The sequence below is a fragment of the Arthrobacter sp. ERGS1:01 genome, assembly GCF_001281315.1.
Lineage (GTDB): Bacteria > Actinomycetota > Actinomycetes > Actinomycetales > Micrococcaceae > Specibacter.
In genome coordinates, this window is record NZ_CP012479.1 from 4,015,343 (window position 1) to 4,030,317 (window position 14,975).

General features: G+C 59.3%; 7 protein-coding genes, 1 tRNA gene and 3 rRNA genes. 5 read left to right on the top strand and 6 right to left on the bottom strand.

The window, feature by feature from the left end; all coding sequences use genetic code 11:
- Positions 1–22: 22 nt before the first annotated feature.
- The 6 genes from AL755_RS22045 to AL755_RS22070 are packed head-to-tail and all read right to left on the bottom strand — an operon-like array spanning position 23 to position 7,673.
- Entirely contained in the window at positions 23–1,840 is a 1,818-nt protein-coding gene (locus AL755_RS22045) for a protein kinase domain-containing protein (protein ID WP_054012846.1), read from the bottom strand.
- Positions 1,837–3,294, bottom strand: a complete 1,458-nt coding sequence (locus AL755_RS22050) for a penicillin-binding transpeptidase domain-containing protein (protein WP_054012847.1) — start codon at positions 3,292–3,294, stop codon at positions 1,837–1,839. The genes AL755_RS22045 and AL755_RS22050 overlap by 4 nt, the downstream gene beginning before the upstream one ends.
- A complete protein-coding gene (locus tag AL755_RS22055) occupies positions 3,291–4,655 on the bottom strand; it encodes an FtsW/RodA/SpoVE family cell cycle protein (protein ID WP_054012848.1) in 1,365 nt (454 codons plus the stop codon). The genes AL755_RS22050 and AL755_RS22055 overlap by 4 nt, the downstream gene beginning before the upstream one ends.
- Positions 4,652–6,376, bottom strand: coding sequence for a PP2C family protein-serine/threonine phosphatase (locus AL755_RS22060; protein ID WP_054012849.1), 1,725 nt, complete (start codon positions 6,374–6,376; stop codon positions 4,652–4,654). The genes AL755_RS22055 and AL755_RS22060 overlap by 4 nt, the downstream gene beginning before the upstream one ends.
- Before the next feature lie 2 nt (positions 6,377–6,378).
- Positions 6,379–6,864: an FHA domain-containing protein FhaB/FipA gene (locus AL755_RS22065; RefSeq protein ID WP_054012850.1), complete on the bottom strand. Its 486-nt coding sequence runs from the start codon at positions 6,862–6,864 to the stop codon at positions 6,379–6,381.
- On the bottom strand, positions 6,861–7,673 hold the full coding sequence (locus AL755_RS22070) for an FhaA domain-containing protein (RefSeq protein ID WP_054012851.1): 813 nt from the start codon (positions 7,671–7,673) through the stop codon (positions 6,861–6,863). The genes AL755_RS22065 and AL755_RS22070 overlap by 4 nt, the downstream gene beginning before the upstream one ends.
- 413 nt (positions 7,674–8,086) lie before the next feature.
- Here AL755_RS22070 and AL755_RS22075 point away from each other — a divergent pair.
- The 5 genes from AL755_RS22075 (at position 8,087) to rrf (ending at position 14,942) form a co-directional block, all read left to right on the top strand.
- Positions 8,087–8,169 (top strand) — tRNA-Leu (locus tag AL755_RS22075).
- A gap of 119 nt (positions 8,170–8,288) precedes the next feature.
- On the top strand, positions 8,289–8,660 hold the full coding sequence (locus AL755_RS22080) for a phage holin family protein (protein ID WP_054012852.1): 372 nt from the start codon (positions 8,289–8,291) through the stop codon (positions 8,658–8,660).
- A gap of 635 nt (positions 8,661–9,295) precedes the next feature.
- Positions 9,296–10,830: ribosomal RNA gene (locus AL755_RS22085) — 16S ribosomal RNA — on the top strand.
- 530 nt (positions 10,831–11,360) lie between these two features.
- Positions 11,361–14,505, top strand: a 23S ribosomal RNA gene (locus tag AL755_RS22090).
- A gap of 321 nt (positions 14,506–14,826) precedes the next feature.
- Positions 14,827–14,942: ribosomal RNA gene (rrf, locus tag AL755_RS22095) — 5S ribosomal RNA — on the top strand.
- The 16S, 23S and 5S rRNA genes sit together here, the layout of an rRNA operon.
- The last annotated feature ends 33 nt before the right edge of the window (positions 14,943–14,975 follow it).

Genomic DNA, 14,975 nt, shown 5'->3' on the forward strand with positions numbered 1-14,975 from the left:
CTGGAGGGCCGTGGCGATGGTGCTACGGCGCCGCGGGTGCGGTGGCGGTATCCGTGGCCGCGTCTGTCGGCGGAGCCTCGGTGGCCGGGGGCGGTCCCGTGGTGGACACGTAGTAGGTCACCACGGATCCCTTGGGCGCCTGCACCCCGGCGTTGGGGGTACTGCGAATAACGTTGCCCTTGGCGACGGTCGACGACGGTTCGTCCACCTGGGCGGGCTCAAAGCCCGCCGCCACGAGCGCTGCGTTGTAGGCGGCGGCCGTCTGCCCCGAGAAGGACGGCACGGTTGCCATTTCCGGTCCCTTGGAAACCGTCACGGTCACCTCGGTGCCGGGTGCCAGCGGGCCGGTGGGGCCCAAGTCGATGACCGAACCGGCGGGTACGGTGGCGCTGAAGTCGTCGGTACGGACCACCTTCAGTTTCATATCCTCCAGCTGGGTCCGCACCTGGTCAAAGGGCTGGCCCTTGAACTGGTCCGCGTAGACCGTCACGTCCTTGGGAGTCTCGGTGGTGGGCTCCTGCGTGGGGGTTTCGGGCAGCGTTGCCTCCGGCGTCGTCTCCGTCGGTGAGGGGCTTGCCGACGTTGACGTTGTTGCCGTGGTGGCCGGGGTCGGCTTTGAGTCAAAGACACCCCAGCTCTGGAGCAGGAGCGCGCCGACGGCAAAGAGCAGCAGGGCGATCAAGGCAACCGCCGGCCAGGTCCACGGGCTGCGTCCACGCTTCGCCGGCGCGGGCGGCTCCTCCTCGGAATCAAACTCGTCCAACACGCCGCCATCCGGGTCGATTGCCTCGTCCCAGGCACGCTCGGCGCTGAGGGCGTCGGCGCGTGAGAGCTCGGTGGTCGCGGCACCCGCGTCGACGGCGTCGGCACTGACAGTGGGCAGCGCCGTCGTGCTTGGTTCCGGAACATTGCCCACCACCGTGGTGGCGGCTGTGGCATTGAGGTCCACGGGCGCCGTGATGGGGCCGGTGCTGGATTCAAACAACAGCATGCCGGGCACGGCGGCGTGTGCGGCCTTGATGTCGCCCACGCGAATGGCCTCGGCGGCATCGGCAAGCTTCAACGCGTTCGCCGGACGGTTCGCCGGGTCCTTGGCCAACATGGACATGAGCAGGGCGCGCACCGGGGTGGGCAGCGTGTCCGGCAGCGGCGGCGGCGCGTCATTGACCTGGGCCAGGGCAATGGCGATCTGCGACTCGCCCGAGAACGGGCGGTGGCCGGTGATGCACTCATAACCTATGACGCCCAGGGAATATATGTCGCTGGATCCGGTTGCCACCTGGCCGGTGGCCTGTTCCGGTGCCAGGTACTGGGCTGTGCCCATGACCTGTCCGGTCTGGGTGAGCGGAACCTGGTCGGCGAGCCGGGCAATGCCGAAGTCGGTGATCTTCACGCGCCCCTCGGGCGTGATCAGCAGGTTTCCGGGCTTGACGTCGCGGTGCACCAGGCCCTGCGCGTGGGCCACGGCAAGGGCGCGGGCGGTCTGGGCGATCATGGACAGGGTCCAGTCGGCCGACAACACATGCTCGCGTTCAATCAGCGCGGACAAGGGCTCGCCGGGCACCAGTTCCATGACCAGGTAGGCGGAACCGTCCTCCTCGCCGTAGTCAAAGACGTTGGCGATTCCCACATGGTTCAGCAGTGCCGTGTGCTTGGCCTCTGCCCGGAACCGGGCACGGAAACCGGGGTCCCCCGTGTATTCGTCCTTGAGGATCTTGATTGCGACAATCCGGCCCAGAACCAGGTCCTGTGCCTTCCAAACCTCCCCCATGCCGCCAATGGCAATGCGTGAGGTTAGTTGGAATCTGCCGCCTAAGGTGATTCCTGAAGTAGGCCTCACTTTTTCAACACCGCCTTGAAGAGTTTGCTTGCATTGGGACTTGTTAATTGTGCCCCGGTCGGGACATCAACATTTGGCATAACGATCGTGACCACCACTTGGGGGTCGTCCGCGGGCGCGAACCCGGTGAACCACGCGTTGTTCAGGCCCGTGTCCCCCACCTCCGCGGTACCTGTCTTGGCGGCCACCTTGACGCCGGGTACGGCGGCCGCGGCCGCGATGCCGTTATCGACCACACTGACCATCCAATCGGTCATTTGCGCGGCAATGGCGGGCGTCGTGGACTGGCGCAGTTCTACCGGGGTCAGGCTTGACACCGTCTTGAGGTCGGGCGTGCGGACGGTTTGCACCAGGTTTGGCTTCATCTGCTTGCCCCCGTTGGCAATCGCCGCGGTCATCATGGAGATCTGCAGGGGTGTTGCCACCACGTTGCGCTGGCCAATGGCGCTTTGGGCCAGTGCCGGCTGGTCGAGGACGCCCTGGCTGCCCGGGAAGCGGCTGGTCTCGACGCCCATGGGGAACTGCAGCGAGGAGTCATTGAAGCCGAACTTGTCCGCCTGGGCCTTGATGGCATCCTGACCCAGGTCAAGGGCGATGCTGGCAAACGGGGTGTTGCACGAGTTTTCCAGGGCAAAGGCGAAGGTGGCCTTCGTCTGCGTGTAGCACTGGCCGTACAGGTAGTTGGGCAGCGAGTAGTCAATGCCGGGGAACGTCAGGTTTGCCGGGTTGGGCAGCACGCTGTCCTTGTTGTATTTCCCGGATTCCAGGGCCGCCGCCGTGTCGACGAGCTTGAACACCGAACCCGGAGCGTAGACCTGCCGGAAAGCAGGCGAACCAAAGAGGTTGATGCTCGGTTCATTGACCAGCTGGCCGTAGGACTTGGCCACTGCCGCGGGACTGTGGCTGGCCATCAGGTTCGTGTCGTACGACGGCTTGGACGCCATGGCGATGATGGCCCCGGTCTTGGGGTTCTCCACCACGATCGAGCCGGCAATGCCGTCCGGGATCATGTCGTAGGCCATCTTCTGGATGGCCGGGTCAATGGTCAGCTCCACGGAGCGGCCCTGCGGTGCGGCACCCGTGAAGGCCTGGGCGATCTTGTCGAACAAGGCATCGCTGGACGTTCCGAGAAGATCGTCCTTCATGGCCGCCTCGATGCCGTACGCGCCGTTCTTCTGGCTGAAGAAGCCCGTCAACCCCGCGTAAAGGTAGGGGTCGCTGTACTTGCGCTGGTACTTGCAGTCCGAATCCGTGGCCACCGACTCCGCGATCGGGTGGCCGCCCACCAGGATGGGGCCGCGGTTGCTGCAAAAGGTTTGCAACAACTGACGATTGTTGTTGGGGTTGTTGTTCAACGCATCAACGGCAAAGAACTGCACGTAAGTGATGGCGCCAAAGAGCACCGCAAACAAGGCGATGGCCACTATCCAGGAACTGCGAATCGCTTGGTTCATGCTGCCGACACCTCCGAAGTGGTTTCTTGGCGTGGTTCCGCGGAGACGTCGATCGGGCGCCGCGCGGCATCTGAAATCTTAAGGATCAAGGCAACGATGATCCAGTTGGCCAGCAGGGATGACCCACCCGCGGCAAGGAACGGCGTCGTGAGGCCGGTCAGCGGGATCAGCCGGGTGACTCCGCCAATGATGACGAAGCACTGCAGGGCCACGGCGAAGGCCAGGCCAACGGCCAGCAGCTTCCCGAATGAGTCCCTGGTGCCGAGGGCTGCCCGGAATCCGCGCGCAATCAGCAAGGCATAGAGGCAGAGGATCGCGAACAGGCCCACCAGGCCCAGTTCCTCGCCAATGCTGGCCACGATCATGTCGCTGTTGGCCAGGGGGACGCTGTTGGGGTTTCCCCTGCCCAGCCCGGTGCCCAACAGGCCGCCGTTGGCCATGCCAAACAAGCCCTGGACAACCTGGTAGCTGCCGTCGGCGATGTAGTCCGGGCTGAAAGCGTAGATCCACGTATTGATGCGCTTCGTGACGTGCGGGAAAATATGGTACGCGGCAAAACCGCCCACCACCATCAAAACCATGCCGATGAAGACCCAGCTGATACGGCTCGTGGCCACATAGATCATGACCATGAACAGGCCGAAGAACAGAATGGATGTGCCGAGGTCGTGCTGGAACACCAGGACGCCCACGCTCGCCAACCAGGCGATAACCATGGGGGCAAGGTCGCGCACCCGCGGCAGCTGCAGGGGGCCGATCTTCTTTCCGGCCAGCAGGATCAGGTCACGGTTGGAAGAAAGATACCCGGCAAAGAATATGGCGAGCGTGATCTTGGCGATTTCGCCCGGCTGGAACGTGAACGGGCCCAGTTTGATCCAGACGGTTGCACCATTCACGTCACCGGCCGAGACGCCGGGGACCAGCGGCAGTAGCAGCAGGACCACGGAGACCACGAGGGAGATGTACGTATAGCGGCGCAGGATCCGGTGGTCCTTCAGCAGCCAGATGACGGCCACGGCGGCGGCCACGGCCAGGCCGGTCCACAGCCATTGGCGTTGCCCGGCGTTGTCGCCCGAGGCAAGGTCAAGGCGGTGAATGACGGCCAAACCGATGCCGTTGAGGGCAACCACAACGGGCAATATAACCGGGTCGGCATATTTTGCCCGAAAGCGCAGGGAAACATGGACCGCCAGGGAAAGGAATGCCAAAACTGCGGCCTGGGTATAGAAATCCTTGTCAAAGGCGCGACCGAGGTCAAGGTTTACGAGCGCGTTGGCCATGATGCCGACGGCGAGGGCCAGAACCAGCAAAAGCAGCTCAATGTTTCGTCGCGGCCGGGGCACTGTCAATAGTTGGCTCATTGCCCACCTCCTGGTGTGCAGCTTGGGGTGGCGGACGGGACGGCTATGGTCGTTGCAGGCGAGGTGGGCTTTGCGCTTGCCTTGGCCGCAGCTGTCGGCTTGGAGGTTGCGGAAGCCGAAGCAGTCGGCTTGGCCGAGGCTGTGGCCTTCGTGGTAGCCGAGGACTTGGCGGTGGCGGACGGTGCAGGCGCCGTGGTTGCCGCAATACGTTGGCACGGCGGCGTGCTGGAACCGGTTCCGAGCTGGAGGTCGCTCACGATCTGTTCGGCGTTGGCAAGACTCGCGGCCGGCATGGTCTGGGCAACCAGCTGTTGGGAGTATTCGGGCAACGATGAGACGGTGATGTCCGTTTCATGCTGTAGGTGCGAAAGCGTGATCGGGCCAAGGTTCTGCGAGACGCCCTGGTAGATGGCGACGTTTCCGTTGGAAACACCCACAAAGTACTGGGTTTGGGTCCAGGCATAGGCAATCCAGGCGCCCGCCACAATGGCGATGACCACCAGTGCACCCACCACGGCAAGGACCATCGGGCGGTAGCCGGCCCGCGGCAAGGATTCCTCGGTGTCGTCGACGATGGCCGCGGCGTCGCTTGGCTTGTGCGTGAGGACGGTGGCGGCACGACGGGTGGCGGGGTGATGGGCCAGCTGGGGTATTTTGCCCTCTTCGTTTGCCGTGACGGCTGCGCCGACCAGTTCGTGCGGGCGGCGTGAGAGCTCTTCCCGAACGACGGCGGCACGGATGTGGGCGTCAAGGTCCTCGGCGGGCGTCTCGGAGTCGTCGTCCGAGGCTGTCGTCGGATCGGAGGTTGCCGAGGTTTCTGGTTTGTGCGGCTTCACTGACTCCGTCACGGCCTCGGCGGTGGCCGTCGCAGCGTCCCCGGGGCGGGCATGCGCCGATAGCGCCGGCAGGTCGTGCTCGTCGGGAACCGTGCCGCCGGCGTTGACGGAGGCGGAAATTGTGTCCAGCGCAGCCGTGGAGGTGTCTTCCGGGGTGGGTTCGACGACGTCGAAAACCACTACGGTGACGTTGTCGGGAGAGCCGGCCGCCAGCGTCAACTCAATGAGGGTGTCTGCGGCAGCGCCCAAACTCTTCGTGTGGCGGATGACTTCCTCGATCATCTCGGCCCGGACAAAGTTCAATCCGTCGCTGCACAGCAGCCAGCGTTCGCCTACGGTGGCGTCAAAGTACTTCAGGTCCAATTCGGGGGACGCATCCACGTCCCCCAGGACGCGCATCAGCACGTTCTTGTGCGGGTGCACCTCGGCTTCGGCCTCGGTCATCCGGCCTTCATCGATCATGCGCTGCACAAAGGTGTGATCGGTGCTCATCTGTTCAAAGACGTCGTCCTTGAGTCGATAGGCGCGTGAGTCGCCGATGTGGGCGTAGGCAAGGCGTTCACCGGAGAGCAGCAGTGCCGTCACCGTCGTGCCCATGCCGGCCAGTTTTGGGTTGACGTGAACCAGTTCCGAAAGGAGCGAATTGGCCGTCTGGATCTCATCGGCAAGGTGTGCGCCGGCGTCGGCTTCGTGACCGTCGTGGTCAAGGTGGATCAAGTCAAGGACTGTGGAGGCGCTGGCGACATCGCCGCCGGCATGGCCGCCCATGCCGTCGGCAACGACGGCCAGGTAGTGGCCGGCGTAGGCGGAATCGTCGTTCTTCGCCCTGACCAGGCCCACGTGCGATCTCGCGGCATACCGCAGGATCAGCGGGTGTGCGGGCATGCTCACGGCCTCAATTCAATGACCGTTTTGCCGATCCGAACCGGGACGCCAAGTTCCACGGGGAGGGCGCGGGTAAGTTGCGCGCCGCCAAGGTAGGTGCCATTGGTTGAGCCAAGGTCTTCAATGAACCAGCGGGTTCCCTGGGGGAACAGGCGTGCATGGCGGCCCGACGCGTAGTCGTCCTCGAGCACCAGCGTTGCCTCCTGCGCGCGGCCCAGGAGAATCGGGGTCCCGGAGAGTTCCAGGGTGGTGCCCGTCAGAGGTCCTTCGGTGACCACAAGGTGGCCGGCCTGGACCTTGGTGGGTGCTGCGGCAGGAAGCAGTTCCGGATGCTTGCGGGCCTGCCGGGCCGTGGGTGCGCCCACCTTTGCCTTGCGCCCAATAACCAGGTCGCGGCGCATGGCGGCAACAACACTGAAGACCATGACCCACATCAGGACCAGGAACCCAAAACGCAAAATGGTGACTATCAGGCTCATATCATTCATGGACGCCCACCGTTTCGTGCCGGCAAAATGCGGAAAGTGATCTCGGTCCGGCCCATGGTGATGGTGGAACCGTCGGTCAGTTCGGCGCTGCCGTGCACGCGGTTGCCGTTGACGTAGCTCCCGTTTGTGGAGCCAAGATCGACGGCGGTGCTGGCGCCATTGCTGGTGCGAATCTCCAAGTGCTTGCGGGAGACGCCCGTGTCATCGATAAGGATGTCCGCCTCGGAGGACCTGCCCAGGGTGATCGAGCTGGCGTTCAGCGAGTACCGCTGTCCGTCGATGTCCAGGACGGGCTGGCCGGATGCCGCTGGAGGAGGTGACTGCGGGGCTTGCCGTTTGTACACGGGAGCCGGTGCTGGTGCGGCGGGGGCGGGTCGCTGGGCCGGAGCCATGGCGGGAACGGCAGGAGGCCGTCCCAGGCCGGACGGGGCCGCCGCGTTGTCCCGCTCCGTGGCGGAGGAAACGTCAAAGTGTCCCGGACGCAGCTCGGCCTGGTGGTTGAACGCCACACGGACAGGCCCCTGCAGTACATAGCCTTGGCTGCGGGAATGGTTGATGACTACATCGCACAGTTCCTCTGCCAGCGTGAAGCCCCAGGAGCGGGCACGTTCAAAGTCGGAGTCACCCAACTGAATGTTGAAAACGTTGGGTGCCAGGGTGCGGCCGGCATCAAGGGTCATGGCCTTGTCATCGAGCTCGCGCCGCAGCGCGCTGGCCATTTCTACCGGCTGGAGGGCTTTGGATCCGCGGGAGAAGGCGCCGCGGACTGCCTTTTCAATGCTCTTTTCAACGTTGTCAAACAATCCCATGATGTCTCCTCTCTATAGCTGCTCTATAGCTGCGGTACCTCATCTATAGGTACCCATGCGTTCCTGGCCTTGTGGTGGGGCCCTCAACCGCCTGAAAATAAGCGTTCTTGGGCAGTTGTCCGTCCCGCGGGCAACCTTCCACAGAGTTGATACTACTGGGCGACTCTTGGAAAAACCTTATTGAAGCGGCCCGATGGGGCGGATTTCATACCCCGGTATGGTGTTCGGGAAGAAATTCTTGACAGCTCAAAAACCGCTAGATTCAGCGGATTCTGACGGTGTCTTGATGGCTTGGGGCAGTGTGTGCCACGCCCATGGCAACCCTCGTTTTGGCATTTGGCAAAGTCTCCTATATGCTTGATCTCGCTGTTCCACTGAAACCCGAAAGGGAAACGGTGGAGACCAGTGAAAACGCGCGAGTGGCGGAACGGCAGACGCGCTGGCTTCAGGTGCCAGTGTCCGAAAGGGCGTGGGGGTTCAAATCCCCCCTCGCGCACGTTTTTGAAAGATCCCCGATGGAACCAATGGTTCTGTCGGGGATCTTTTTGTTTTCCGCGCATGGTTCTCCGTGCGTAACTGGTGCGGACCACACGCGTGCCGCATAGGATCGGGCTTATGAAGAACTTCCTGATTGGCATTGGACTGCACCTTGGCACCTCCGCAGTGGCAATCATCGTTGCCGCCCTGCTCCTGCGTGACTTCCGGCTGCACTTCCTTGGCTTCCTCATGGCAGTGGTGGTCTTCACCGTCGCCCAAGCTCTCTTGAGTGGGCTGGTCACCAAGCTCGCCCAAAATCATGCGCCCAGTATTGCCGGCGCCGCATCCCTGATCTCCACCTTCCTTGCGCTCGTCATTGCCAACCTGTTCCGCGGCGTGGAAATCCACAGGTTCACCACTTGGATTTTTGCGACGTTGATCGTCTGGGTGGTCACGGCGGCGGGCGCGCTGCTCCGGCCCAAGATCATGGGCAAGGTCGAGGCTAAATAGCCGAGCGCTCACTCCTTATATATAGAGCAGGTTCCCGCTCCTTATATAAGGGGTTGTCCTCCTTATATATAGGGAGCTGCGGCAAGGAGCCCAAGCACGCTGATCGCCGCGGGCCGCGACCCCAACACTTTCCGAACCCAGGGCCCGGTTTCGCGGGCCCCATCGTGGCTGTTCGGTAAGCCGAAGGCGGGCTCGCTTGGCCGGCATGAGGGGGTGGTGGATTTGCGTGTTGGTGGAAAGGTGTGTATTGTTTTTCGAGTTGCCCCGGTGTTCGGGGGACGGAATTCCTGTTTATGAAGGCCGGTTTTGCCGGTTCTTTTGGCGTGTTGTGGGTGGTTGGTTCACTGTTTGGTGGATTTGCTTTCCGGGATATGTTCGGGTAAGCTTGAAAAGTTGCCTCGGCACTGATCGTCGTGAACAAACTGGTTTTGTTTGGGTGTGTTGGCTGGGTGTGGTTGTTGTTTGAGAACTCAATAGTGTGCCAAGTTTTATTGATACCAATTTATTGTATTGAATTGGTTATTTGGTTGGTTGTTGCCGCCCCTGTGGTGATGACTGGCCGTTTAGCTGGTTTCGAATTTAGTGCATGACTTCATCATCTTTTTCCGGTGTGTTGTTGTGTGTCTGTTTAGTTATTAACGGAGAGTTTGATCCTGGCTCAGGATGAACGCTGGCGGCGTGCTTAACACATGCAAGTCGAACGATGAACCGACGCTTGCGTCGGGGATTAGTGGCGAACGGGTGAGTAACACGTGAGTAACCTGCCCTTAACTCTGGGATAAGCCTGGGAAACTGGGTCTAATACTGGATATTGACTTTTCACCGCATGGTGGTTGGTTGAAAGATTTATTGGTTTTGGATGGACTCGCGGCCTATCAGCTTGTTGGTGAGGTAATGGCTCACCAAGGCGACGACGGGTAGCCGGCCTGAGAGGGTGACCGGCCACACTGGGACTGAGACACGGCCCAGACTCCTACGGGAGGCAGCAGTGGGGAATATTGCACAATGGGCGAAAGCCTGATGCAGCGACGCCGCGTGAGGGATGACGGCCTTCGGGTTGTAAACCTCTTTCAGTAGGGAACAAGGCCAGTGTTTAGTTGGTTGAGGGTACCTGCAGAAGAAGCGCCGGCTAACTACGTGCCAGCAGCCGCGGTAATACGTAGGGCGCAAGCGTTATCCGGAATTATTGGGCGTAAAGAGCTCGTAGGCGGTTTGTCGCGTCTGCCGTGAAAGTCCGGGGCTCAACTCCGGATCTGCGGTGGGTACGGGCAGACTAGAGTGATGTAGGGGAGACTGGAATTCCTGGTGTAGCGGTGAAATGCGCAGATATCAGGAGGAACACCGATGGCGAAGGCAGGTCTCTGGGCATTAACTGACGCTGAGGAGCGAAAGCATGGGGAGCGAACAGGATTAGATACCCTGGTAGTCCATGCCGTAAACGTTGGGCACTAGGTGTGGGGGACATTCCACGTTTTCCGCGCCGTAGCTAACGCATTAAGTGCCCCGCCTGGGGAGTACGGCCGCAAGGCTAAAACTCAAAGGAATTGACGGGGGCCCGCACAAGCGGCGGAGCATGCGGATTAATTCGATGCAACGCGAAGAACCTTACCAAGGCTTGACATAAACCGGAAACACCTAGAAATAGGTGCCCCACTTGTGGTCGGTTTACAGGTGGTGCATGGTTGTCGTCAGCTCGTGTCGTGAGATGTTGGGTTAAGTCCCGCAACGAGCGCAACCCTCGTTCCATGTTGCCAGCACGTAGTGGTGGGGACTCATGGGAGACTGCCGGGGTCAACTCGGAGGAAGGTGAGGACGACGTCAAATCATCATGCCCCTTATGTCTTGGGCTTCACGCATGCTACAATGGCCGGTACAATGGGTTGCGATACTGTGAGGTGGAGCTAATCCCAAAAAGCCGGTCTCAGTTCGGATTGGGGTCTGCAACTCGACCCCATGAAGTCGGAGTCGCTAGTAATCGCAGATCAGCAACGCTGCGGTGAATACGTTCCCGGGCCTTGTACACACCGCCCGTCAAGTCACGAAAGTTGGTAACACCCGAAGCCCATGGCCCAACCCGCAAGGGAGGGAGTGGTCGAAGGTGGGACTGGCGATTGGGACTAAGTCGTAACAAGGTAGCCGTACCGGAAGGTGCGGCTGGATCACCTCCTTTCTAAGGAGCACCAAACACCACGACGGAGACCGCATGGTTTCGTGTTGGTGGTGTGAGGAGTAAAGACCTGCTGCGAGAACGTTTGTTTCTCGGTGGGTTGCTCAAGGGTGGAATATCAATAAAACAGCCGATGATCGGCATCTGGCAGCCTGGTTCCAGTACAACACTTCCTTGTGGGGTGTGCGGAAAGAACCGTGATGGGTTGAAAGATGTGTGGTTGTTAAGCGTTTGGCACACTGTTGGGTCCTGAAACAACAACGAAAGTTGTTTGTTTCTGGTTTCCCACACACAACCGACCGTCACGGGAAGGACAGGCACTTTGGTGCGGGTTCGACGTGGTTGGGGAGTGTGTGTTGGGGTTGTTGTTTGAGAACTACATAGTGAACGCGAGCATCTTATAGAAGGAAGCAATTTCTTTGAGATATATGAACCTGGATCTGATGCTGTTGACACCCTTTTGGGGTGTTGGTGGTGTTGATTTTCATGGTTCTCTCGATATAAGTTTTAGTGTGTTTTTGACTATTTTGTGTAGTCAAGTTTTTAAGGGCACACGGTGGATGCCTTGGCATTAGGAGCCGAAGAAGGACGTAGGAATCTGCGATAAGCCTCGGGGAGTTGATAACCGAACTTTGATCCGAGGGTGTCCGAATGGGGGAACCCCGTTACCCGTCGCAAGGCGAGGTGATGACCCACACCTGAATATATAGGGTGTGTGGAGGGAACGTGGGGAAGTGAAACATCTCAGTACCCACAGGAAGAGAAAACAATAGTGATTCCGTTAGTAGTGGCGAGCGAACGCGGAACAGGCTAAACCGTGCCATGTGTGATAGCCGGCGGGCGTTGCATGGTCGGGGTTGTGGGACTTACCGTTACGAATCTGCCGGTTCGTTGAGGGGAATGGTGCATGTATAGGTGAAGGGCTTTGAATGGCCTGCCGTAGAGGGTGAGAGTCCCGTAACCGAAATGCAGTGCACTCCCTGGTGAGTATCCCAAGTAGCACGGGGCCCGAGAAATCCCGTGTGAATCTGTCAGGACCACCTGATAAGCCTAAATACTACCTAATGACCGATAGCGGACAAGTACCGTGAGGGAAAGGTGAAAAGTACCCCGGGAGGGGAGTGAAATAGTACCTGAAACCGTGTGCTTACAATCCGTCAGAGCCACCCTAGTTGTGGTGATGGCGTGCCTTTTGAAGAATGAGCCTGCGAGTTAGTGTTACGTCGCGAGGTTAACCCGTGTGGGGAAGCCGTAGCGAAAGCGAGTCTGAATAGGGCGATGCAGTGGCGTGATCTAGACCCGAAGCGAAGTGATCTACCCATGGCCAGGTTGAAGCGCGTGTAAGAGCGCGTGGAGGACCGAACCCACTTCAGTTGAAAATGGAGGGGATGAGCTGTGGGTAGGGGTGAAAGGCCAATCAAACTTCGTGATAGCTGGTTCTCCCCGAAATGCATTTAGGTGCAGCGTTGCGTGTTTCTTACCGGAGGTAGAGCTACTGGATGGCTAATGGGCCCTACAAGGTTACTGACGTCAGCCAAACTCCGAATGCCGGTAAGTGAGAGCGTAGCAGTGAGACTGTGGGGGATAAGCTTCATAGTCGAGAGGGAAACAGCCCAGACCACCAACTAAGGCCCCTAAGCGTGTGCTAAGTGGGAAAGGATGTGGGATTGCTTAGACAACCAGGAGGTTGGCTTAGAAGCAGCCATCCTTAAAAGAGTGCGTAATAGCTCACTGGTCAAGTGATTCCGCGCCGACAATGTAGCGGGGCTCAAGTACACCGCCGAAGTTGTGGATTTCAAACATTACCCAAGCTAAGGATTCGTTCCTGGTTCAGGGGTTTGGAGTGGTAGGGGAGCGTCGTGTGGGCATTGAAGCCGCAGTGTGAACTAGCGGTGGAGCCCACACGAGTGAGAATGCAGGCATGAGTAGCGAAAGACGGGTGAGAAACCCGTCCGCCGAATGATCAAGGGTTCCAGGGTCAAGCTAATCTGCCCTGGGTAAGTCGGGACCTAAGGCGAGGCCGACAGGCGTAGTCGATGGACAACGGGTTGATATTCCCGTACCGGTGAAGAACCGCCCATATTGAACTGATGATACTAACCACCCAAACCGCCAGTGCGTGTCCTTCGGGGCCAGGCTGTGTGGGGAGCGTGGGACCTGAGTCAGGGAGGTAAACGTATTAACAGGTGTGACGCAGGAAGGTAGCCGAGCCGGGCGATGGTAGACCCGGTCTAAGGACGTAGGAAACGCGATAGGCAAATCCGTCGCGTTGTCTTCAATGACGATTCTGAGATCTGATGGGACCCCCGTATGGGGGAATTCGGTGATCCTATGCTGCCTAGAAAAGCATCGACGTGAGGTTCCAACTGCCCGTACCCCAAACCGACACAGGTGATCAGGTAGAGAATACTAAGGCGATCGAGAGAATTATGGTTAAGGAACTCGGCAAAATGCCCCCGTAACTTCGGGAGAAGGGGGCCTGCCCCGTGAAGGAACCTAGCGTTCCGTGAGCGGGTGTGGGCCGCAGAGACCAGGGGAAGCGACTGTTTACTAAAAACACAGGTCCGTGCGAAGTCGCAAGACGATGTATACGGACTGACTCCTGCCCGGTGCTGGAAGGTTAAGAGGACCGGTTAGCTACTTCGGTAGCGAAGCTGAGAATTTAAGCCCCAGTAAACGGCGGTGGTAACTATAACCATCCTAAGGTAGCGAAATTCCTTGTCGGGTAAGTTCCGACCTGCACGAATGGAGTAACGACTTCCCCGCTGTCTCAACCATAAACTCGGCGAAATTGCAGTACGAGTAAAGATGCTCGTTACGCGCAGCAGGACGGAAAGACCCCGAGACCTTTACTATAGTTTGGTATTGGTGTTCGGAGTGGCTTGTGTAGGATAGGTGGGAGACTGTGAAACCGCAACGCTAGTTGTGGTGGAGTCATCGTTGAAATACCACTCTGGTCACTTTGGACATCTAACTTCGGCCCGTAATCCGGGTCAGGGACAGTGCCTGATGGTAGTTTAACTGGGGCGGTTGCCTCCTAAAAAGTAACGGAGGCGCCCAAAGGTTCCCTCAGCCTGGTTGGCAATCAGGTTTCGAGTGTAAGTGCACAAGGGAGCTTGACTGTGAGAGGGACACCTCGAGCAGGGACGAAAGTCGGGACTAGTGATCCGGCGGCACATTGTGGAATGGCCGTCGCTCAACGGATAAAAGGTACCTCGGGGATAACAGGCTGATCTTGCCCAAGAGTCCATATCGACGGCATGGTTTGGCACCTCGATGTCGGCTCGTCGCATCCTGGGGCTGGAGTAGGTCCCAAGGGTTGGGCTGTTCGCCCATTAAAGCGGTACGCGAGCTGGGTTTAGAACGTCGTGAGACAGTTCGGTCCCTATCCGCTGCGCGCGCAGAAATTTGAGAAGGGCTGTCCTTAGTACGAGAGGACGGGACGGACGAACCTCTGGTGTGTCAGTTGTACTGCCAAGTGCATCGCTGATTAGCTACGTTCGGATGGGATAACCGCTGAAAGCATCTAAGCGGGAAGCTCGCTTCAAGATGAGATTTCCATACACGCAAGTGTGAGAGGCCCCCAGCTAGACCACTGGGTTGATAGGCCGGACGTGGAAGCGAGGACTAAAGACTCGTGAAGCTGACCGGTACTAATAAGCCGATAACTTACACTACACACAAGTATCACCACCACGGAGTGCGAATAAACCTTCAAAAGCTATTCACACCCCAGGTACCGATACAACACACTGCTCACGTTCACTATGTGGTTCCCAACCAACAAACCCACCCCCGAACCTAACGGGGGCCGGCACGTTCGGTACACACGGGAAACCAAACACCACCAGGATCAAACCCGGTAGTGACCAAACCCACCCCGGTGGGCACGGCACCACCAGCAACGATCCTGTAAACTAAATATTGTTGTTCCAACAAGAACACCCAACAAGCCACCCACCCGAATACCAGCAATGGAACCGGGATTGGGGAACGAGTTACGGTGGTCATAGCGTGGGGGAAACGCCCGGTCCCATTCCGAACCCGGAAGCTAAGACCCACAGCGCGATGGTACTGCATTCGTGAGGATGTGGGAGAGTAGGACACCGCCGGACAACACCAAAAAGGGTAGAGGCCCCGCACACACA